Below are 19,467 nucleotides of genomic sequence, written 5' to 3' on the forward strand. Positions count from 1 at the left end.
TGTTGCGGCCAATGGGCAAAGCGATGAGGTTAGACGGCAGCCTCGAACTTGCGAGGCTGGGCGCCAGCTTCAATGTGCGGCGCGGCTTTCAGGCCCGCTCGACTTCGACGAGACAGTCGTAAAACGTCGCCGAACCGCCGAGATCGGTGAGTGCCTGGCTCGTCAACTGGTTCGCGTTGCGGCCGTCCGGCGCGAGCTTCTTCCACCAGATCGACAACCCGACGACCAGGCCTTCGCGCGCCCGGTCGGTCACGCGGGCACGCGCTCGCATCGAGCCGCGGTCGTTGAAGATGCGCACCTGATCGCCGTCGCCGATGCCGCGCGCGTGCGCGTCGGCAGGGTGGATGTCCAGGTGCGGCTCGCCTTCCGTCGCGCGCAGACTCTCGATGTTCACGAAGGTGCTGTTCAGGAAGTTGCGCGCGGGCGGTGAAATCATCGCGAGCGGATAGCGGGCCGCCAGTTCGGGCGCGCCGTCGGCCGATTCGTAGGGTGGCAGGTAGTCCGGCAGCGGGTCGAGGCCCTGTTGCGCAAGGCGCTCGCTGTAGAACTCGCACTTGCCGGATGGCGTGCGAAAACCACCGTCGGCAAATGGCGCGTCAGGCAGATTGAGACGGGCCCAGCCGGCTTGCTTCAGCATCGGCCAGTCGACACCGTCCAGCGTCTTGTCGTCCCAGCGAAATGCGGCTTGCGCGACGGCTTCGTCGCTGTCGAAGAGCGCCGGTTCCGTCATGCCCATGCGGCGCGCGAGGCTGCGGAAGATCTCGGTATTCGGCCGTGCGTCGCCGAACGGCGCGATGGCGGGCAGGTTGACCATCACGTGCGTGTGACCGTACGACTTGTGCACGTCGAGATGCTCGAGCTGCGTCGTGGCAGGCAACAGCAGGTCGGCGTAATCCGCGGTGTCGGTCTGGAAATGCTCGAGCACGATCGTGAACAGATCCTCGCGCGCAAAACCCGCCGCGACGCGTTCGGAGTCCGGTGCGACCGCGACCGGATTCGAGTTGTAGACCACGATCGCCTCGAGCTTGGGGCCGAACGTCGCGTCGCCCGGATGCAGCAACGCGTCGCCGATCGCATTCATATTGATCACGCGGCTCGGCTTCGACGGCCAACCCGGCATCAGGTCGGGACGCTGCAACGCGTGCGAGTCGACCGGTGCCCAACCGCTCGACGACAGCAGCGCCCCGCCCGCGCGCTCACGCCATGCGCCGGTCAGCGACGGCAGACACGCGATTGCGCGCACCGCATTGCCGCCGCCACGCACCCGCTGCAGACCGTAGTTCAAGCGGATCGCGGCTTTCCGCGTGCTGGCGTAAAGTCGCGCAAGATCGGCGATTTCCTCTTCCTCGACGCCACAAATTTCACTAACCCGAGACAATGGATAGCTGAGCGCACGCACCTTCAAGTCGGCGAAGCCCAGCGTGTGCGCCGCGATGTACTCGTAGTCGAGCAGATTCTCGGTAATCAGGACGTTCATGATGCCGAGCGCGAGAGCGCCGTCTGTGCCTGGCTTTAGCGCGATGTGTTGATGGCATTTCTCCGCGGTCAGCGAGCGATACGGATCGATTGCGATCAGCTGGGCGCCGCGACGCTTGGCTTCCTGCGCGCGCGTCCAGAAATGCAGATTCGATGCGATCGGATTCGCTCCCCAGATCAGGATCACCTCGCTCTCGGCGAAAAACTCGGTGTGCATACCGATGCCGGCGCCGTACGTGTATTTGAGGCCGGCAGCGCCGGCCGCCGCGCAAATCGCGCGATCCAGCTGCGATGCGCCGAGCTTGTGGAAAAAGCGTTGCGCGATGCTATCGCCCTGCACCAAGCCCATCGTGCCCGCGTAGCTGTAAGGCAGAATCGCTTCCGGCGCGCGACGGACAATCTCGCCGAGGCGGCTTGCGGCAAGGTCGAACGCTTCGTCCCAGTTGATTGGCTCGAAACGGCCCTCGCCCTTGCGGCCGACACGCTTCATGGGCGTCGTCAATCGGTTCGGATGGTATACACGCTCCGCGTAACGACTGACCTTCGTGCACAGCACGCCCTGAGTCGGCGGATGGTCGGGATCGCCGGCGACCTTGATCGCCCGTCCATTGTCGATGGTCACGCGCATCGCGCAGGTGTCGGGGCAATCGTGCGGGCACACGGCGCGCGCGAATTCGGTCGGGGCGTTCATCGGCAATGTGTCCTGGCGAGCAGTAAGCGGTCGCGCAAAGTGGAATTTTATTACGTCTATAGGCCGCCGACCTCGGTGGCGCCACCAAAAATGCCTTCGGCGTAGAATGAATCATCCGCAGTGCCCGGGCCGACGTGGTCCGCGGCGATCTCATGCTCGTCAAGCACAAACGCATAATCACTCCATCATGAAACTCATCCCCGAAATTCAGGCCGCTCGCGGCGAAATCCAGACCCTTCGACGAACCATCCATGCCCACCCGGAGCTGCGCTACGAAGAGACGGCGACTGCTGATCTCGTCGCGCGTTCGCTCGAGTCCTGGGGCATCGAGACCCACCGTGGTTTCGGCAAGACGGGCGTGGTCGGCGTATTGAAACGAGGTAACGGCTCGCGCGCGATTGGTCTGCGAGCCGACATGGACGCGCTGCCGATCCAGGAGCTCAACAGCTTCGATCATCGGTCGACGAACGACGGCAAGATGCATGCGTGCGGGCACGACGGACATACGGCGATGCTGCTCGGTGCCGCGCACTACCTAGCCAAACATGGTGCTTTCGACGGCACGATCGTGTTCAATTTTCCAGCCGGCTGAAGAAGGCGGCGCCGGCGCGAAGGCTATGATGGACGACGGCTTGTTCAACAAATTCCCCGTGGACGCCGTGTTTGGCATTCACAACTGGCCGGGCATGCCGGCGGGCCACTTCGGCGTGACCGAAGGCCCGATCATGGCGTCGAGCAATGAATTTCGCATCGAAATCAAGGGCGTCGGCTCGCATGCAGCGCTACCGCACAATGGCCGTGATCCGGTCTTTGCGGCGGTGCAAATTGCCAACGGGCTGCAAAGCATCATCACGCGAAACAAAAAGCCGCTGGATACTGCGGTATTGTCGATAACGCAGATACATGCGGGCGATGCGGTCAATGTAGTACCGGACGACGCATGGATCGCGGGGACCGTTCGGACCTTCACTACAGAAACGCTCGACCTGATCGAGTCACGCATGCGCAAGATCGCGCACAGTACAGCCGAAGCATACGATTGCTCCGTTCAGATCCAATTCCACCGGAACTATCCCCCGACGATCAACAGCAGCGAGGAAGCGCGTTTTGCGGCGTCGGTCATGAAAGAGATCGTTGGCGCGGAAAATGTCGATGACGCGGTTGAACCGACCATGGGTGCCGAAGATTTTTCGTTCATGCTGCTGGCGAAACCGGGTTGCTATGCGTTTTTGGGCAACGGCGATGGCGGCCACCGCGAGGCGGGCCACGGCGCGGGCCCTTGTATGCTGCACAACGCGAGTTATGACTTTAACGACGAGTTGTTGCCGGTGGGATCGACGTATTGGGTCCGACTGGCGCAGAAGTTTCTGGCGCAAGGGAAGTAGAGAGTTGATGGAGCGGCCCCCTGAATCGCCGGACACAGTTTCCCACTTAAAATAGCGGGAAGGCATATGACTGTGTTTTTGACTAACAACAAACAAGAAGTGATGGAAGTGTTGATGGGACCGGAACGCCGGCGGCGGTGGTCAGCGGAAGAGAAGTTGGCGATGGTGAGAGAGAGTTTCGAGCCGGGCAAGTCGGTCTCGATGGTTGCACGCCAGCACGGCGTGAATCCGAACCAGCTGTTTCACTGGCGCAAGCTGTATCAGGATGGCAGCCCGTCGGCTGTCAGTGCCGGCGAGGAAGTCGTACCATCGTCGGAGCTGAGCGATGCGCTGAAGCAAATCAGGAAACTCCAGCGACTGCTCAGCAAAAAGACAATGGAGAACGAGATTCTCCGTGAGGCGGTGGAGGTGGCGAAGTCGCGAAAATGGATTGCGCGCTCCCCCTCATTGCCGGGGGCCGGCCCACGCCAGGAAGACGGACGATGCCGGGCTGGTCGAAGAAATACGGCTGACCGTCACTGACCTGCCGAGCTATGGTTATCGCCGGGTCTGGGGTATATTGCGTCGGCAGCGGGAGAACCAGTTGAAGAGCGTTGAGGCGGGCGGAGGTGTCGCTTGCTTCAATGCTGTTTGTTAATTTTGGCCGCGTAAACGCAAAAACCCCACCGCGGCGGGTGGGGTTTCTGACTGGGGGGGAGCCTGACGATTACCTACTTTCACACGGGCAATCCGCACTATCATCGGCGTGGAGTCGTTTCACGGTCCTGTTCGGGATGGGAAGGGGTGGGGCCGACTCGCTATGGTCATCAGGCATGACGGGTTGCTGCGTCGCAGGGCTGGAGTCAACCGGTTGCGCCACAGCCAATCGGGAAGAAGCGTAAAGGATTCGAGTGTGGGGGGTTGTGTTGTTTCTGGCACAACACTGAATCCCAACCGTGCGTTTCTGTGAGCTCCCGCGGGAGTTCACACCAATCCCCTTCGGGGATCGGACCCGCGTAAGTGCTGAAGCACTACCGCGGGTCGAGACACACCTGTTATAGGATCAAGCCTTACGGGCAATTAGTATCAGTTAGCTCAGTACATTACTGTACGTGCACACCTGACCTATCAACGTCCTGGTCTTGAACGACCCTTCAAGGGGCTCGAAGCCCCGGGGATATCTCATCTTAAGGCGAGTTTCCCGCTTAGATGCTTTCAGCGGTTATCTCTTCCGAACATAGCTACCCGGCGATGCCACTGGCGTGACAACCGGTACACCAGAGGTTCGTCCACTCCGGTCCTCTCGTACTAGGAGCAGCCCCCTTCAAATATCCAGCGCCCACGGCAGATAGGGACCAAACTGTCTCACGACGTTTTAAACCCAGCTCACGTACCTCTTTAAATGGCGAACAGCCATACCCTTGGGACCGGCTACAGCCCCAGGATGAGATGAGCCGACATCGAGGTGCCAAACACCGCCGTCGATATGAACTCTTGGGCGGTATCAGCCTGTTATCCCCAGAGTACCTTTTATCCGTTGAGCGATGGCCCTTCCATACAGAACCACCGGATCACTATGACCTGCTTTCGCACCTGTTCGACTTGTCAGTCTCACAGTCAAGCACGCTTATGCCATTGCACTATCAGCACGATTTCCGACCGTACCTAGCGTACCTTCGTACTCCTCCGTTACACTTTGGGAGGAGACCGCCCCAGTCAAACTGCCTACCATGCACTGTCCCCGACCCGGATCACGGGCCAAGGTTAGAACCTCAAACAGATCAGGGTGGTATTTCAAGGACGGCTCCATTGAGACTGGCGTCCCAACTTCATAGCCTCCCACCTATCCTACACAGACCGGTTCAAAGTCCAATGCAAAGCTGCAGTAAAGGTTCATGGGGTCTTTCCGTCTAGCCGCGGGGAGATTGCATCATCACAAACACTTCAACTTCGCTGAGTCTCGGGAGGAGACAGTGTGGCCATCGTTACGCCATTCGTGCAGGTCGGAACTTACCCGACAAGGAATTTCGCTACCTTAGGACCGTTATAGTTACGGCCGCCGTTTACCGGGACTTCAATCAGGAGCTTGCACCCCATCATTTAATCTTCCGGCACCGGGCAGGCGTCACACCCTATACGTCCACTTTCGTGTTTGCAGAGTGCTGTGTTTTTATTAAACAGTCGCAGCCACCAGTTTATTGCAACCCTTTCACCCTTCTGGCGCAGGCCAGTCAGGCTATGAGGGCGTACCTTATCCCGAAGTTACGGTACCAATTTGCCGAGTTCCTTCTCCCGAGTTCTCTCAAGCGCCTTAGAATACTCATCTCGCCCACCTGTGTCGGTTTGCGGTACGGTCACTGTGAAACTGAAGCTTAGAGGCTTTTCCTGGAACCCCTTCCAGTTGCTTCGCCACCGAAGTGGCTCGCCTCGCACCCTTGAATCCCGCGCCCGGATTTGCCAAAGCGCCTTCTCCAATGCAAGGACCGGGACTTCCAACACCCGGACAACCTTCCGCGATCCGTCCCCCCATCGCATTTCACAATGGTGCAGAAATATTAATCTGCTTCCCATCAGCTACGCATTTCTGCCTCGCCTTAGGGGCCGACTCACCCTACGCCGATGAACGTTGCGTAGGAAACCTTGGGCTTACGGCGAGGGGGCCTTTCACCCCCTTTATCGCTACTCATGTCAGCATTCGCACTTCCGATACCTCCAGCACACTTTCCAGTGCACCTTCGCAGGCTTACGGAACGCTCTCCTACCATGCACATTACTGTGCATCCGCAGCTTCGGTATATGGCTTAGCCCCGTTACATCTTCCGCGCAGGACGACTCGATCAGTGAGCTATTACGCTTTCTTTAAAGGGTGGCTGCTTCTAAGCCAACCTCCTGACTGTTTTAGCCTTCCCACTTCGTTTCCCACTTAGCCATATTTGGGGACCTTAGCTGGCGGTCTGGGTTGTTTCCCTCTTGACACCGGACGTTAGCACCCGATGTCTGTCTCCCGTGATTGCACTCTTCGGTATTCGGAGTTTGCTATGGCGTAGTAATCCGCAATGGACCCCACAACCATGACAGTGCTCTACCCCCGAAGGTGAGACACGAGGCACTACCTAAATAGTTTTCGGAGAGAACCAGCTATTTCCAGGTTTGTTTAGCCTTTCACCCCTATCCACAGCTCATCCCCTAACTTTTCAACGTTAGTGGGTTCGGTCCTCCAGCACGTGTTACCGTGCCTTCAACCTGGCCATGGATAGATCACCTGGTTTCGGGTCTACACCCAGCGACTGGACGCCCTGTTCGGACTCGCTTTCGCTACGCCTGCCCTAATCGGTTAAGCTCGCCACTGAATGTAAGTCGCTGACCCATTATACAAAAGGTACGCCGTCACCCCTTCGCAGAGGCTCCGACTGTTTGTATGCATGCGGTTTCAGGATCTGTTTCACTCCCCTCCCGGGGTTCTTTTCGCCTTTCCCTCACGGTACTGGTTCACTATCGGTCGATCACGAGTATTTAGCCTTGGAGGATGGTCCCCCCATCTTCAGACAGGATTTCACGTGTCCCGCCCTACTTCTCGTACACCCAGTTCTTCCATGCTGTTTTCGTCTACAGGGCTATCACCTGCTATGGCCGCACTTTCCAGAGCGTTCGACTAACAATACGGATAACGTGTACCGGCTGATCCCATTTCGCTCGCCACTACTCTGGGAATCTCGGTTGATTTCTTTTCCTGCGGTTACTTAGATGTTTCAGTTCACCGCGTTCGCCTCACGCAGCCTATGGATTCAGCTACGGATACTCCATTAGGAGTGGGTTTCCCCATTCGGACATCTCCGGATCAATGCTCGTTTGCCAGCTCCCCGGAGCTTTTCGCAGGCTACCGCGTCCTTCATCGCCTGTGATCGCCAAGGCATCCACCACATGCACTTGTTCGCTTGACCCTATAACGGGTGTGTCTCTGTGTCGACCCACGTTAGCGCTTTAGCGCTTACGTGGGTCCCATCCCCGGAGGGGATAGACGCACTCGCTACAGGTTGAGTATTCGTGTTGCGCCGTATTCCAAAGCGATCTCTCGATCACCTTTAAAATACATCGATACAATCACAACCCTGATTCACCTACTCACACACCCATCTCCAGGTACGCTTTCGTGAATCTCTTTACTACTTCTTCCTGATTGTTAAAGAACGGCAGCCGGTATGAAGCCTGTGCCTCATACCGCTCTGACTGGCTCAATCGCCAATGCGCAACGCTCTGCCTTCATGCAGAACCCTGCGCATTGAGGATTGGTGGAGGATGACGGGATCGAACCGACGACCCCCTGCTTGCAAAGCAGGTGCTCTCCCAGCTGAGCTAATCCCCCAGTCCCACAGATAGTCCAGCGGCCCCAGCCCTTCAGCTCACCAGACAAGACACTGGTGGGTCTGGATGGATTCGAACCATCGACCCCCGCCTTATCAAGACGGTGCTCTAACCGGCTGAGCTACAGACCCTGAGCCTGCCTGCGTTGCTTCTAACCACAGCCGATAAGCGTGAGCACTTGAGTGCAATGAATGCACAGCTCTGGAAAGGAGGTGATCCAGCCGCACCTTCCGATACGGCTACCTTGTTACGACTTCACCCCAGTCATGAATCCTACCGTGGTGACCGTCCTCCTTGCGGTTAGACTAGCCACTTCTGGTAAAACCCACTCCCATGGTGTGACGGGCGGTGTGTACAAGACCCGGGAACGTATTCACCGCGGCATGCTGATCCGCGATTACTAGCGATTCCAGCTTCACGCACCCGAGTTGCAGAGTGCGATCCGGACTACGATCGGTTTTCTGGGATTGGCTCCACCTCGCGGCTTGGCAACCCTCTGTTCCGACCATTGTATGACGTGTGAAGCCCTACCCATAAGGGCCATGAGGACTTGACGTCATCCCCACCTTCCTCCGGTTTGTCACCGGCAGTCTCCCTGGAGTGCTCTTGCGTAGCAACTAGGGACAAGGGTTGCGCTCGTTGCGGGACTTAACCCAACATCTCACGACACGAGCTGACGACAGCCATGCAGCACCTGTGTTATGGCTCCCTTTCGGGCACTCCCGCCTCTCGGCAGGATTCCATACATGTCAAGGGTAGGTAAGGTTTTTCGCGTTGCATCGAATTAATCCACATCATCCACCGCTTGTGCGGGTCCCCGTCAATTCCTTTGAGTTTTAATCTTGCGACCGTACTCCCCAGGCGGTCAACTTCACGCGTTAGCTACGTTACCAAGCCAATGAAGGCCCGACAACCAGTTGACATCGTTTAGGGCGTGGACTACCAGGGTATCTAATCCTGTTTGCTCCCCACGCTTTCGTGCATGAGCGTCAGTATTGGCCCAGGGGGCTGCCTTCGCCATCGGTGTTCCTCCACATCTCTACGCATTTCACTGCTACACGTGGAATTCCACCCCCCTCTGCCATACTCCAGCGCTGCAGTCACCAATGCAGTTCCCAGGTTAAGCCCGGGGATTTCACATCGGTCTTACAGCACCGCCTGCGCACGCTTTACGCCCAGTAATTCCGATTAACGCTCGCACCCTACGTATTACCGCGGCTGCTGGCACGTAGTTAGCCGGTGCTTATTCTTCCGGTACCGTCATCCCTCACGGATATTAGCCACGAGGTTTTCTTTCCGGACAAAAGTGCTTTACAACCCGAAGGCCTTCTTCACACACGCGGCATTGCTGGATCAGGCTTGCGCCCATTGTCCAAAATTCCCCACTGCTGCCTCCCGTAGGAGTCTGGGCCGTGTCTCAGTCCCAGTGTGGCTGGTCGTCCTCTCAGACCAGCTACAGATCGTCGGCTTGGTAGGCCTTTACCCCACCAACTACCTAATCTGCCATCGGCCGCCCCTTGAGCGCGAGGTCCCGAAAGATCCCCCGCTTTCCTCTCCCGAGCGTATGCGGTATTAATCCGGCTTTCGCCGGGCTATCCCCCACTCCAGGACACGTTCCGATGTATTACTCACCCGTTCGCCACTCGCCACCAGACCGGAGTCCGTGCTGCCGTTCGACTTGCATGTGTAAGGCATGCCGCCAGCGTTCAATCTGAGCCAGGATCAAACTCTTCAGTTCAAACCTGTTACTGTGTTCGGGCTCTCTCGAACCCGGTCGCTCACTCAACGTACTGACGATGATTGATCCGTCTTTCGACAGACAAACCTTCCTCCAATACTGTGTGAGGCTTCTGATACTTCTGCCTGACAGCAGATTCCGGAGAATCCGCCGCCGCATTCCGCATCAAGCGCCCACACTTATCGACTGTTAGTTTTTAAAGATCGGTCCGCCAAACCCGCCGCGCCTGAACCACCACTACCCGGCACCGCTTCGTTTGCGTCGCTGCGTCTGCAGCAGAGAAGCGAGATTATGGAGAACTTCCGTCGGATCGTCAACAGGTTTTTATCACTCGCCTAAGCTGCCCACGCCGCTGAAGCCCACGCCATCAAAGGCTTCCCGCTTCTCCGCACCCCGGCGTCCGGAGCACGAAAGTGCGGAATTCTAGTCGCCGACATCGGGACTTGCAAGCGATATTTTGACAAGCGTATTAACGGTGCTTGAAAACCGGTTTGCGCTTCTCCACGAACGCGGCCATGCCCTCTTTCTGGTCTTCGGTGGCGAAGAGCGAATGGAACAGGCGGCGCTCGAAATGCACGCCCTCCGCGAGCGTCGTTTCAAAGGCTCGGTTGACCGACTCCTTGACCATCAGCACCGCCGGCAGCGGGAATTCCGCAATGGTGGCGGCCGCGCCGACCGCTTCGTCAAGCAGCGATGCCGCCGGGATCACGCGCGAAACCAGTCCGGCGCGCTCCGCTTCGGCGGCATCCATGAAACGGGCGGTTAAACAGAGGTCCATCGCCTTCGCTTTTGACACCGCCCGCGGCAAGCGCTGCGTGCCGCCCGCGCCCGGCATGATCCCGAGCTTGATTTCCGGTTGACCGAACTTCGCCGTGTCGGCGGCGAAAATGATGTCGCACATCATCGCCAGTTCGCAGCCGCCGCCGAGCGCGAAGCCCGCCACCGCGGCAATGATCGGCTTACGGATCGAGCGAACCGTTTCCCAATTGCGCGTGATGTAGTCGCCCTTGTAGACATCCATATAGGAGTACGACGCCATCATCCCGATGTCCGCACCCGCCGCGAATGCTTTCTCGCTGCCCGTCACGACGATTGCGCCAATCGACTCGTCGCCGTCGAACTCGCGCAACGCTGCGCCTAGTTCGTCCATCAGCGCGTCGTTCAGTGCATTCAGAGCCTTCGGACGGTTGAGCGTAATCAGTCCGACCCGTCCCCGCGTCTCAACCAGAATGTTTTCGTAAGCCATGCCGCCTCCATAAGGGTTAATCGCACGCGAAAAACGCTTCGCGCATCGTCTGTGGTGATGCTACCATTCCCCAACCAACCGGTCGGTCAATTATTCGACAGGTATTTCCCCAACGTACAGCCGAGCCTCTTTGCCATGACACATCCGCTATTCACCAAGCACGAAGACACGCTGCACAAAGCGCTCGCCGCGCTCGAAACGCGCGGCTACTGGAGCCCGTTCGTCGAGATGCCCAGTCCGAAAGTGTACGGGGAAACAGCTAACGCGGACGGCGAAGCCGCGTTCAAGGCGCTTCTAGACAAAACGTTCGACCTGGACCAACCGTCGACGGGAGAGACCGTCGGCGCAGAGGTTTCGCCGTTCGGCTTCCAGCTCGGCGTGCGTTACCCGAAAGCCGACCCGAGCGCGCTCATCGCCGCATCTGCCGCGGCGCAACGCGATTGGCGCGCCGTCGGCCCGCAGGCATGGATCGGCGTGAGCCTCGAAATCCTCGCGCGCCTGAATCGCGCCAGCTTCGAGCTCGGCTACAGCGTGATGCACACGACCGGTCAGGCGTTCATGATGGCCTTCCAGGCAGGGGGCCCACACGCGCAGGATCGCGCGCTCGAAGCGGTCGCGTATGCCTGGGATCAGCTGCGCCGTATCCCCGCCGACGCGTACTGGGAAAAGCCGCAAGGCAAAAACCCGCCGCTCGCGATGCACAAGCGCTACACCGTCGTGCCGCGCGGCATCGGCCTCGTGCTCGGCTGCTGCACATTCCCGACGTGGAACGGCTATCCGGGCCTGTTCGCCGATCTGGCCACCGGCAACACGGTGATCGTCAAGCCGCATCCGGGCGCGATCCTGCCGCTCGCGCTGACCGTGCGCATCGCGCGTGACGTGTTGCGCGAAGCAGGCTTCGATCCGAACGTCGTCACGCTGCTGGCCACCGCCCCGAACGACGGCGCCCTCGTCCAGCAACTGGCCCAGCGCCCCGAGATCAAACTGATCGACTTCACGGGCAGCACCCAGAACGGCACCTGGCTCGAGCGCAACGCGCACCAGGCGCAGGTCTACACCGAAAAAGCTGGCGTCAATCAGATCGTCATCGACTCGGTCGACGACATCAAGGCGGCCGCGCGCAACATCGCGTTCTCGCTGGCGCTGTACTCAGGCCAGATGTGCACCGCGCCGCAAAATATCTACGTACCGCGAGACGGCATTCGCACCGCGGAAGGCACGCTCAGCTTTGACGATGTCTCCCAGGCGCTTGCCGGCGCGGTGCAAAAGCTCGTCGCCGATCCGGCCCGCGCCGTCGAAGTGCTCGGCGCGATCCAGAACGAAGGCGTCGTGCAGCGCCTCGACGAAGCCGCCGGGCTCGGCCGCGTTCTCGTCGCGAGCCAGACGCTCGACCATCCGTCCTTTCCGGGCGCTCGCGTGCGCACACCGCTCGTATTGCAACTCGACGCCTCGACCGACCGCGCCCAGTTCACGAGAGAATGGTTCGGGCCGATCTCGTTCGTCATCGCGACGGATTCGACCGCGCAGTCACTCGACCTCGCTGGCGACATTGCTGCCGAGCACGGCGCGCTAACGCTGGCGGTCTACAGCAGGGACGACGCCGTGCTCGACGCCGCGCACGAAGCGTCGATTCGCGGCGGCGTCGCACTGTCGATCAACCTGACCGGTGGCGTGTTCGTCAACCAGTCCGCGGCTTTTTCGGATTTTCACGGCACCGGCGCCAACCCGGCCGCGAATGCCGCGCTTGCCGATGCCGCTTTCGTCGCCAACCGCTTCCGTGTCGTTCAAAGCCGCGTTCATGTTGAACCGAAAGCGGCGCCCGCGGTAGCTGGCTGAACGGCATAAGAAGGCTTCAGCGCAACGCACGACTTCGTCCTATGCCGTTCGGCGGATGGACCGAGTCGTGCGCTCTGACTAACATCAGACATCGGATCGGCATCACGCGCCGACGCTAGTCGAGCGACCGTGCCCATCGGCCAAAGAGAGTTTGAGGAGACACCCCATGTCATATGAAGCGATCCGGCTGGACATCGACTCATCGAGCCACGTCGCCACCCTCACGCTGAACCGCCCGGACAAGCTCAACAGCTTCACGCGCGCGATGCATCAGGAACTCGGCGCGGCACTCGACCAGGTCGAAAAGTCCGGCGCCCGTGCGCTCGTGCTCACCGGCGCGGGACGCGGCTTCTGCGCCGGCCAGGATCTCGCCGACCTCGATTTCACGCCCGGCGCGATGACCGACCTCGGCGCCGTGATCGATGAATACTTCAATCCGTTGATCCGCCGTCTGCAAGCGCTACCGTTTCCGGTGATCGCCGCGGTCAACGGCACGGCGGCCGGCGCGGGCGCCAATCTCGCGTTGGCCTGCGACCTGGTGCTCGCAGCTCGCTCCGCGAGTTTCATCCAGGCGTTCGTGAAGATCGGCCTCGTGCCGGATTCGGGCGGGACGTGGTTCCTGCCGCAACGCGTTGGCATGGCACGCGCGCTCGGCCTCGCGATCATCGGCGACAAGCTCAGCGCCGACACAGCCGAAAGCTGGGGCTTGATCTGGCAAGCGCTCGACGACGCCGAACTGGCTCCGGCCGCGGCAAAACTCGCGGCCCAGCTTGCCCAGCAACCGACGCGCGCGATCGCCGCGATCAAGCAGGCGATGCGTGCCGGCACGACGCAATCGCTCGACCAGCAGCTCGATCTCGAGCGTGATCTGCAGCGCCAACTAGGCGCCTCGCACGATTACGCGGAAGGCGTGCAGGCATTTATCGAAAAGCGCGCGCCGCGCTTCGAGGGGCGTTGAGATGTCCACGCAAACCACCCGCCCCGACCAGATGACTGCCGACGAACTCGCCCGCGCGACAGCCGCCGCGATGTACGAAAACGACGCCTTCAGTCGCGCGCTCGGGCTCGAGATTCTCGAAGTGCGCCCCGGCTATGCGCGGCTGCGCATGGCGGTGCGCGACGACTTCCTGAACGGCCATCAGATCTGCCACGGTGGCCTGATCTTCACGCTCGCCGATTCGACCTTCGCGTTCGCCTGCAACACCTACAACATCAATACGGTTGCCGCCGGCTGCTCGATCGAATACCTCCGGCCGGTCTACGGCGGCGACGTGCTGAGCGCCGAAGCGGTCGAGCAGACATCGAGCGGGCGCACTGGCATCTACGATATTCGCGTCACGAATCGCGCCGGCGAGACCGTCGCGATGTTTCGCGGCAAGTCGGCGCAAATCAGGGGCAACCTGATTCCCACCGGCGACTGACATTGAGCGGCGGCAAGCCAGAGCCGCCCTCGCGGACGACTGTCTGCGTGGCTCTCTGACGCCAACGCGTTACATATCAAACTCAGATACTGAGGCAGCAAGGAGACATTCGATGAGCACCGCTCTTCCGCTCGATCCGATCGAGACCGCCAGCCGCGACGAGCTCGCCGCGCTCCAACTTGAACGGCTCAAATGGTCACTCACCCATGCGTATGAAAATTCGCCGGTGTACCGGCGCAAGTTCGACGAAGCCGGTGTTCATCCGGGCGATGTCAAGTCGCTCGCGGACCTCGCGCGCTTTCCGTTCACGACGAAGAAGGATTTGCGCGACAACTATCCGTTCGGCATGTTCGCGGTGCCGCAGGAGCAGATTTCGCGAATCCATGCATCGTCTGGGACGACCGGCAAGCCGACCGTCGTCGGCTATACGGCGCGCGACATCGACACGTGGGCGAATCTCGTCGCCCGTTCGATACGCGCCGCCGGCGCGAAGCGCGGCGACAAGGTGCACGTGAGCTACGGCTACGGCCTCTTCACGGGCGGCCTCGGCGCGCATTACGGCGCCGAGCGCGCGGGGCTCACCGTGATTCCGTTCGGCGGTGGTCAGACCGAAAAGCAGGTGCAGCTGATCCAGGACTTCCGGCCGGACATCATCATGGTGACACCGAGCTACATGCTGTCGATCGCCGACGAACTCGAGCGCCAGGGTATCGACCCGGCTAGCTGCTCATTGCGCATCGGCATCTTCGGCGCTGAGCCGTGGACCAACGAAATGCGCGAGGCGATCGAAAAACGCATGGGCATCGACGCGGTCGACATCTACGGTCTCTCCGAAGTGATGGGCCCGGGCGTCGCCTCGGAGTGCATCGAGACCAAAGACGGCCCGACGATCTGGGAAGACCATTTCTATCCCGAGATCATCGACCCCGAAACGGGCGAGGTGCTGCCCGATGGCGAACTCGGCGAACTCGTGTTCACGTCGCTGACGAAAGAAGCGCTGCCGATCATCCGCTACCGCACGCGCGATCTCACGCGCCTGCTGCCGGGCAGCGCCCGCACGATGCGGCGTATGGAAAAAATCACGGGCCGCTCGGACGACATGATGATCGTCCGTGGCGTCAATGTGTTCCCGACGCAGATCGAAGAGTTGCTGCTCAAGCAGCACGCGCTCGCGCCGCACTATCAGATCGTACTGACGAAGGAAGGGCCGCTCGACGTGTTGACGCTGAACGTCGAACCGTGCCCCGAAAGCGCGCCGGATACTTCCGCGCTAACCACCGCGAAAAACGCGCTGGCGTACGACATCAAGGCGCTGATTGGCGTAAGCGCGGTGGTGAACGTGCTGGCCGTGAATGGGATCGAGCGCTCGGTGGGCAAGGCGCGGCGGGTGGTCGACAAGCGCAGATCGGGGCTCTAAGTCAGGCAACCGGCAACGACGCGCAGCGTAAGAGCCCAACAAAAAACGGCGTCACGAACGGATCCTGATCCGAACGTGACGCCGATTTCCACGACTTCTATTGACGGCTTCGCGGCAGCCTCCAACCCGCCTCCCGAAAACCGCTGTAACTCAAACGGCAGTCACGCTTCCGCCTGCGCCCCACCGCCTCACGAATTCGGCAGCAGCAACCACATCCGGCCACCCTGCTTCATCTTGCCAGCCAGATCACCGGCATCGTCGCCGAGGCCCCAGAAGTAGTCGGCGCGCACGCCGCCTTTGATCGCGGTGCCCGTGTCCTGCGCGAACACGAGGCGGTTCATCGGCGAGTTCGTCAGCGGCCGTGTGGTCTGCAGGAACACCGGCGTGCCGAGCGGAATCGCGCTCGGGTCGACCGCAATCGAGCGCTCCGGTGTCAGCGGCACGCCGAGCGCGCCGATCGGACCGTCCGCGCCGCCGCTCGGCATACTTTCGGCCGACGGCATCTCGCGAAAAAACACGAAGCGCGGATTGGTGTCGAGCAATCCATCGACGCGCGTCGGATTCGCGCGTGCCCATGCCTTGATGCCCTGCATCGTTGCCTGCGCGGGTGTGATCTCGCCATGATCGAGCAGCCAGCGCCCGATCGACTTGTACGGCTGATCGTTGGTACCGCCAAAGCCGACGCGCATCACACTGCCGTCTTCCATCACGATGCGCCCGGAGCCCTGCACCTGCAAAAAGAATGCTTCGATCGGATCGTCGACCCACACGAGTTCGTTGCCGCTGAGCGCGCCCGAGCGTTCGAGTTGGGCGCGCGCCGGCAACGGCGCCCCCGCGCGATAGCCGGCGGGCCAGCGGTACAGCGCGGTCTGATATACCCCATGCCGCGTGCGCGAGCCCCGCAGCAGTGGCTCGTAGTAACCGGTGACCAGACCGTCGAGCGTGCCGTCGCTATTCGCGAGCTGGAACGGCGTGAAGTAGGCTTCGAAGAAGGCGCGCGCGCCGGTGACGTCGAGATCGTCGATTTGCGCGGCGGCCGCGCATGCACGCGACCAGTTCGGCTGACGCGCGAGCCTCGTGCAGTTTTGCCGCAACGCAGCCGTCGCGCCGATCAGCGAGTCGTCCTGCCAGCCCGGCACCTGCTGCCACGCAACCGCGGTCAAGCGCGACGACGCGATCTGGCCGGGGATGATCGCCGCGCCGCTCGGCGGCGAAGGCCGGAGCGCGCCGCCGCCACCGCAGGAGGCAAGCAACACCGCAACCGACAATGCACCGACCCACGCGCCGGCTCGGCGGACAAAACGCATACAATGTTCGTTCTTGATGGAAACCGCCATGTCTGATTTGTTCGACGAATACCCGATGCTCATCTTCGCGCTGGAATCGCTGCTCGCGCTGTTCCTGCTCGTCTTTATCGTTGTGTGGACGTCGTCTGGCAAGAAAAAAGCGCGACGTGCCAAGCCGGCGGAACGGTCCCAACAGCAAAAGCCGCAGTGAGCCTGGCCGGCGGGTTGCATACAGAACCGCGCAACCCCTCGCGCCTCAAGCGCTCGTCTGAGCGCTCATCCAACCACCCACTCAACTGCCCGCTGCGCCGCGCGCCGATACGAACTCATTAAAGACCGCGCAACACCGCGCCGGTTCAATGCAACGTCCGCGGCATGCGCAACACGAACTCCGGCACCGGCGCCTCGAAGCGCTCACCATCCTCCGCCACGCAGAAGTAATCGCCGCGCATCGTGCCGACCGGCGTCGCGATCACTGCCCAACTCGTGTATTCGAAATGCTCGCCCGGCTTGAGCAGCGGCTGATGACCGACCACGCCCAGGCCTTTGACTTCCTGGACGGTGTTCTCGCTGTCGGTGATGATCCAGTGACGCGCGATCAACTGTGCGGGCACCTGGCCGGTGTTACGGATGGTCAGCGTGTAGGCAAAGGCGTACTGGCGACGCTCCGGGTCCGATTCTTCGGGCAGGTAGTGCACCTGCGCCGAGACGCTGAATTCGTACTGGCTCATCCTGATTCCGATCTGATCAAACGGGCTGTGAAAAATCGTGGAAGGCCCGAACGCCAATGGTCTGCGGGTGCAGCGGCGATGCGGCGCTCATGGAATGGCATTCTGCTTGATGCGGGGCATGGCCGCAACCGGATACGCCTTTCGGCCAGCAGTGTCTAAGACGTTGGGACACGGCTGCTTTGCCGCGCCCAGTCTCCATGTCGTTTTTGCGCCGGTACTTTGCGAAGTTTCATCGCGCGATTCCGCCACGCCAACCGCGGCCAGCACCCCGGTCTGCACGCGCAAAACCGGTAAAATGGCGCTTTCCCGCTTGCATCGGCCCCTGTCATGACGCAATTTCGCATCGCCCCCAGCATTCTCTCCGCCGACTTCGCCCGCCTGGGCGAAGAAGTCCGCAACGTCGTCGCCGCCGGCGCCGACTGGATCCACTTCGACGTGATGGACAACCACTACGTGCCGAACCTGACCATCGGCCCGCTCGTATGCGAAGCGATCCGCCCGCACGTGGACGTGCCGATCGACGTGCACCTGATGGTGCGTCCCGTCGACCGCATCGTGCCGGACTTCGCGAAAGCCGGCGCGAACCTGATCAGCTTTCACCCGGAAGCGTCGGATCACATCGACCGCACGCTGTCGCTGATCCGCGACCACGGCTGCAAGGCCGGCCTCGTGTTCAATCCGGCGACGTCGCTGAACTATCTCGATCATGTGATGGACAAGGTCGACCTCGTGCTGATCATGTCGGTGAACCCGGGCTTCGGCGGCCAGTCGTTCATCCCCGAGGCGCTCAACAAGCTGCGTGAAGCGCGCAAACGCATCGACGCGTACACCGAGCGCACCGGCCGCGACATCCACCTCGAAGTGGACGGCGGCGTGAAGGTCGACAACATCGCGGAAATCGCGGCGGCCGGCGCGGACACGTTCGTGGCCGGCTCGGCGATCTTTGGCCAGCCCGATCACAAGGTCGTGATCGACAAGATGCGCGCCGCCCTCGCGACCGTCCAGCGTTAAAAACCAGCGCCTCATGACCACTTCGTATCCCGCCCCGACGTTTACTGGCGCGCGCCTCGAAGCCGCGATCATCGACCTCGACGGCACGATGATCGACACGGCCGACGACTTCACCGCCGGCCTGAACGGTATGCTCGCTCAGCTCGACGCGGAGGAAACGACGCGCGAGGAAGTGGTCGGCTACGTCGGCAAGGGTTCGGAGCATCTGATCCGCAGCGTGCTTGCGCCGCGCTTCGAAGCCGAGCACGCGCAAGAGCGCTTCGACGAAGCGCTCGCGATCTATCAGGCCGAGTACGCGAAGATCAACGGCGTGCACACGCGGCTTTATCCAGACGTCGAGGCCGGTCTGCGCGCGCTGCGCGACGCGGGCCTGAAGCTCGCCTGCGTGACCAACAAGCCGCACCGCTTCGCGCTCGAACTGCTGCAGCAGTACCGGCTTGCACCGTATTTCAGCGTCGTGCTCGGCGGCGACAGTCTCGCGAAAAAGAAACCGGACCCGCTTCCGATGCTGACCGCCGCCGCGCAACTCGGCGTCGAGCCGAGCGCCACGGTGGCGATCGGCGACTCGGAAAACGACGCGCTGGCGGGCCGCGCGGCCGGCATGGCGACGCTGACCGTGCCCTACGGGTACAACCACGGCCAAGCTATACAAACGATAAAATCCGATGGTATAGTTGCCTCGCTGCTCGACGCCGCCAGGGCGATCGCAGCGCATCAATCCACGACTTAACAGTCCTTCATCCTCATGTTTCTGAATAAAAAACGGAGTCTGATTAGCATCGACCGGGGAGCCTGGCCCTGGCGTCGCTGGTCGCGCTAACCTCGCCTGAGGTACGCTGAAGCTCGTCTTCGGCAACCGTTTTTTACTTCGCTGCGCTCACGCGCTTT

The 19,467-nt window shown here is 61.0% G+C and carries 11 protein-coding genes, 2 tRNA genes, 3 rRNA genes and 2 pseudogenes; 9 read left to right on the plus strand and 9 right to left on the minus strand.

Annotated elements, in window-relative coordinates; translation table 11 throughout:
- Positions 1-88 precede the first annotated feature (88 nt).
- Positions 89-2,167 carry a molybdopterin-containing oxidoreductase family protein gene (locus OKW40_RS14415; protein WP_429490282.1) on the minus strand — a complete coding sequence of 693 codons (2,079 nt, stop codon included), beginning with the start codon at positions 2,165-2,167 and terminating at the stop codon, positions 89-91.
- A 187-nt stretch (positions 2,168-2,354) separates the two neighbouring features.
- Here OKW40_RS14415 and OKW40_RS14420 point away from each other — a divergent pair.
- Positions 2,355-3,552: pseudogene (locus tag OKW40_RS14420) on the plus strand (M20 aminoacylase family protein).
- A gap of 102 nt (positions 3,553-3,654) precedes the next feature.
- Positions 3,655-4,129, plus strand: a pseudogene (locus tag OKW40_RS14425) (transposase); the annotation flags it as partial.
- Between the two features lie 120 nt (positions 4,130-4,249).
- Here the strand turns inward: OKW40_RS14425 and rrf are convergent.
- From rrf to OKW40_RS14455, 6 genes are all read right to left on the minus strand, one after another.
- Positions 4,250-4,363: ribosomal RNA gene (rrf, locus tag OKW40_RS14430) — 5S ribosomal RNA — on the minus strand.
- 227 nt (positions 4,364-4,590) lie between these two features.
- A 23S ribosomal RNA gene (locus OKW40_RS14435) occupies positions 4,591-7,472 on the minus strand.
- 346 nt (positions 7,473-7,818) lie between these two features.
- Positions 7,819-7,894, minus strand: a tRNA-Ala gene (locus OKW40_RS14440).
- 53 nt (positions 7,895-7,947) lie between these two features.
- Positions 7,948-8,024 (minus strand) — tRNA-Ile (locus OKW40_RS14445).
- Positions 8,025-8,098: 74 nt separating this feature from the next.
- Positions 8,099-9,631: ribosomal RNA gene (locus tag OKW40_RS14450) — 16S ribosomal RNA — on the minus strand.
- Together the 16S, 23S and 5S rRNA genes with 2 tRNA genes alongside form the textbook arrangement of a ribosomal RNA operon.
- 469 nt (positions 9,632-10,100) lie before the next feature.
- Positions 10,101-10,877 carry an enoyl-CoA hydratase gene (locus tag OKW40_RS14455; RefSeq protein ID WP_184036005.1) on the minus strand — a complete coding sequence of 259 codons (777 nt, stop codon included), beginning with the start codon at positions 10,875-10,877 and terminating at the stop codon, positions 10,101-10,103.
- Between the two features lie 135 nt (positions 10,878-11,012).
- On the opposite strand from OKW40_RS14455, the gene paaN reads away from it, so the two are divergent.
- The 4 genes from paaN (at position 11,013) to paaK (ending at position 15,551) form a co-directional block, all read left to right on the plus strand.
- The gene (gene paaN, locus OKW40_RS14460) at positions 11,013-12,713 is read left to right on the plus strand and encodes a phenylacetic acid degradation protein PaaN (RefSeq protein ID WP_429490284.1); all 1,701 of its coding nucleotides are present in this window, start codon (positions 11,013-11,015) and stop codon (positions 12,711-12,713) included.
- Between the two features lie 166 nt (positions 12,714-12,879).
- Positions 12,880-13,671, plus strand: a complete 792-nt coding sequence (gene paaG / locus OKW40_RS14465; protein WP_429490286.1) for a 2-(1,2-epoxy-1,2-dihydrophenyl)acetyl-CoA isomerase PaaG — start codon at positions 12,880-12,882, stop codon at positions 13,669-13,671.
- Between the two features lies 1 nt (position 13,672).
- Positions 13,673-14,134: a hydroxyphenylacetyl-CoA thioesterase PaaI gene (gene paaI, locus OKW40_RS14470; RefSeq protein WP_429490288.1), complete on the plus strand. Its 462-nt coding sequence runs from the start codon at positions 13,673-13,675 to the stop codon at positions 14,132-14,134.
- Between the two features lie 112 nt (positions 14,135-14,246).
- Positions 14,247-15,551, plus strand: a complete 1,305-nt coding sequence (paaK, locus tag OKW40_RS14475; protein WP_184052426.1) for a phenylacetate--CoA ligase PaaK — start codon at positions 14,247-14,249, stop codon at positions 15,549-15,551.
- Positions 15,552-15,739: 188 nt separating this feature from the next.
- Here paaK and mltA read toward each other — a convergent pair whose 3' ends face one another.
- Positions 15,740-16,858: a murein transglycosylase A gene (gene mltA, locus OKW40_RS14480; protein ID WP_221307826.1), complete on the minus strand. Its 1,119-nt coding sequence runs from the start codon at positions 16,856-16,858 to the stop codon at positions 15,740-15,742.
- A 16-nt stretch (positions 16,859-16,874) separates the two neighbouring features.
- Between mltA and OKW40_RS14485 the strand changes: the two genes are divergently transcribed.
- Complete coding sequence (locus OKW40_RS14485; protein WP_167368587.1) at positions 16,875-17,048, plus strand: hypothetical protein; 174 nt, start codon at positions 16,875-16,877, stop codon at positions 17,046-17,048.
- A 145-nt stretch (positions 17,049-17,193) separates the two neighbouring features.
- On the opposite strand, the gene apaG is transcribed toward OKW40_RS14485, so the two are convergent.
- The gene (gene apaG, locus OKW40_RS14490) at positions 17,194-17,568 is read right to left on the minus strand and encodes a Co2+/Mg2+ efflux protein ApaG (protein WP_184009102.1); all 375 of its coding nucleotides are present in this window, start codon (positions 17,566-17,568) and stop codon (positions 17,194-17,196) included.
- A gap of 327 nt (positions 17,569-17,895) precedes the next feature.
- Between apaG and rpe the strand changes: the two genes are divergently transcribed.
- Both rpe and OKW40_RS14500 read left to right on the plus strand, forming a co-directional pair.
- On the plus strand, positions 17,896-18,579 hold the full coding sequence (rpe, locus tag OKW40_RS14495; protein ID WP_018420129.1) for a ribulose-phosphate 3-epimerase: 684 nt from the start codon (positions 17,896-17,898) through the stop codon (positions 18,577-18,579).
- 13 nt (positions 18,580-18,592) lie between these two features.
- Entirely contained in the window at positions 18,593-19,309 is a 717-nt protein-coding gene (locus tag OKW40_RS14500) for a phosphoglycolate phosphatase (protein ID WP_184065695.1), read from the plus strand.
- Positions 19,310-19,467: the final 158 nt, after the last annotated feature.

It is taken from the genome of Paraburkholderia sp. RAU6.4a (assembly GCF_050435625.1).
Lineage (GTDB): Bacteria > Pseudomonadota > Gammaproteobacteria > Burkholderiales > Burkholderiaceae > Paraburkholderia > Paraburkholderia tuberum.

What these genes read in the sequence shown, in the direction of transcription:
- OKW40_RS14415 (WP_429490282.1), bottom strand. Translation starts at nt 2,167, where the DNA reads ATGAACGCCCCGACCGAATTCGCGCGCGCCGTGTGCCCGCACGATTGC.
- OKW40_RS14455 (WP_184036005.1), bottom strand. Translation starts at nt 10,877, where the DNA reads ATGGCTTACGAAAACATTCTGGTTGAGACGCGGGGACGGGTCGGACTG.
- paaN (WP_429490284.1), top strand. Translation starts at nt 11,013, where the DNA reads ATGACACATCCGCTATTCACCAAGCACGAAGACACGCTGCACAAAGCG.
- paaG (WP_429490286.1), top strand. Translation starts at nt 12,880, where the DNA reads ATGTCATATGAAGCGATCCGGCTGGACATCGACTCATCGAGCCACGTC.
- paaI (WP_429490288.1), top strand. Translation starts at nt 13,673, where the DNA reads ATGTCCACGCAAACCACCCGCCCCGACCAGATGACTGCCGACGAACTC.
- paaK (WP_184052426.1), top strand. Translation starts at nt 14,247, where the DNA reads ATGAGCACCGCTCTTCCGCTCGATCCGATCGAGACCGCCAGCCGCGAC.
- mltA (WP_221307826.1), bottom strand. Translation starts at nt 16,858, where the DNA reads ATGCGTTTTGTCCGCCGAGCCGGCGCGTGGGTCGGTGCATTGTCGGTT.
- OKW40_RS14485 (WP_167368587.1), top strand. Translation starts at nt 16,875, where the DNA reads ATGGAAACCGCCATGTCTGATTTGTTCGACGAATACCCGATGCTCATC.
- apaG (WP_184009102.1), bottom strand. Translation starts at nt 17,568, where the DNA reads ATGAGCCAGTACGAATTCAGCGTCTCGGCGCAGGTGCACTACCTGCCC.
- rpe (WP_018420129.1), top strand. Translation starts at nt 17,896, where the DNA reads ATGACGCAATTTCGCATCGCCCCCAGCATTCTCTCCGCCGACTTCGCC.
- OKW40_RS14500 (WP_184065695.1), top strand. Translation starts at nt 18,593, where the DNA reads ATGACCACTTCGTATCCCGCCCCGACGTTTACTGGCGCGCGCCTCGAA.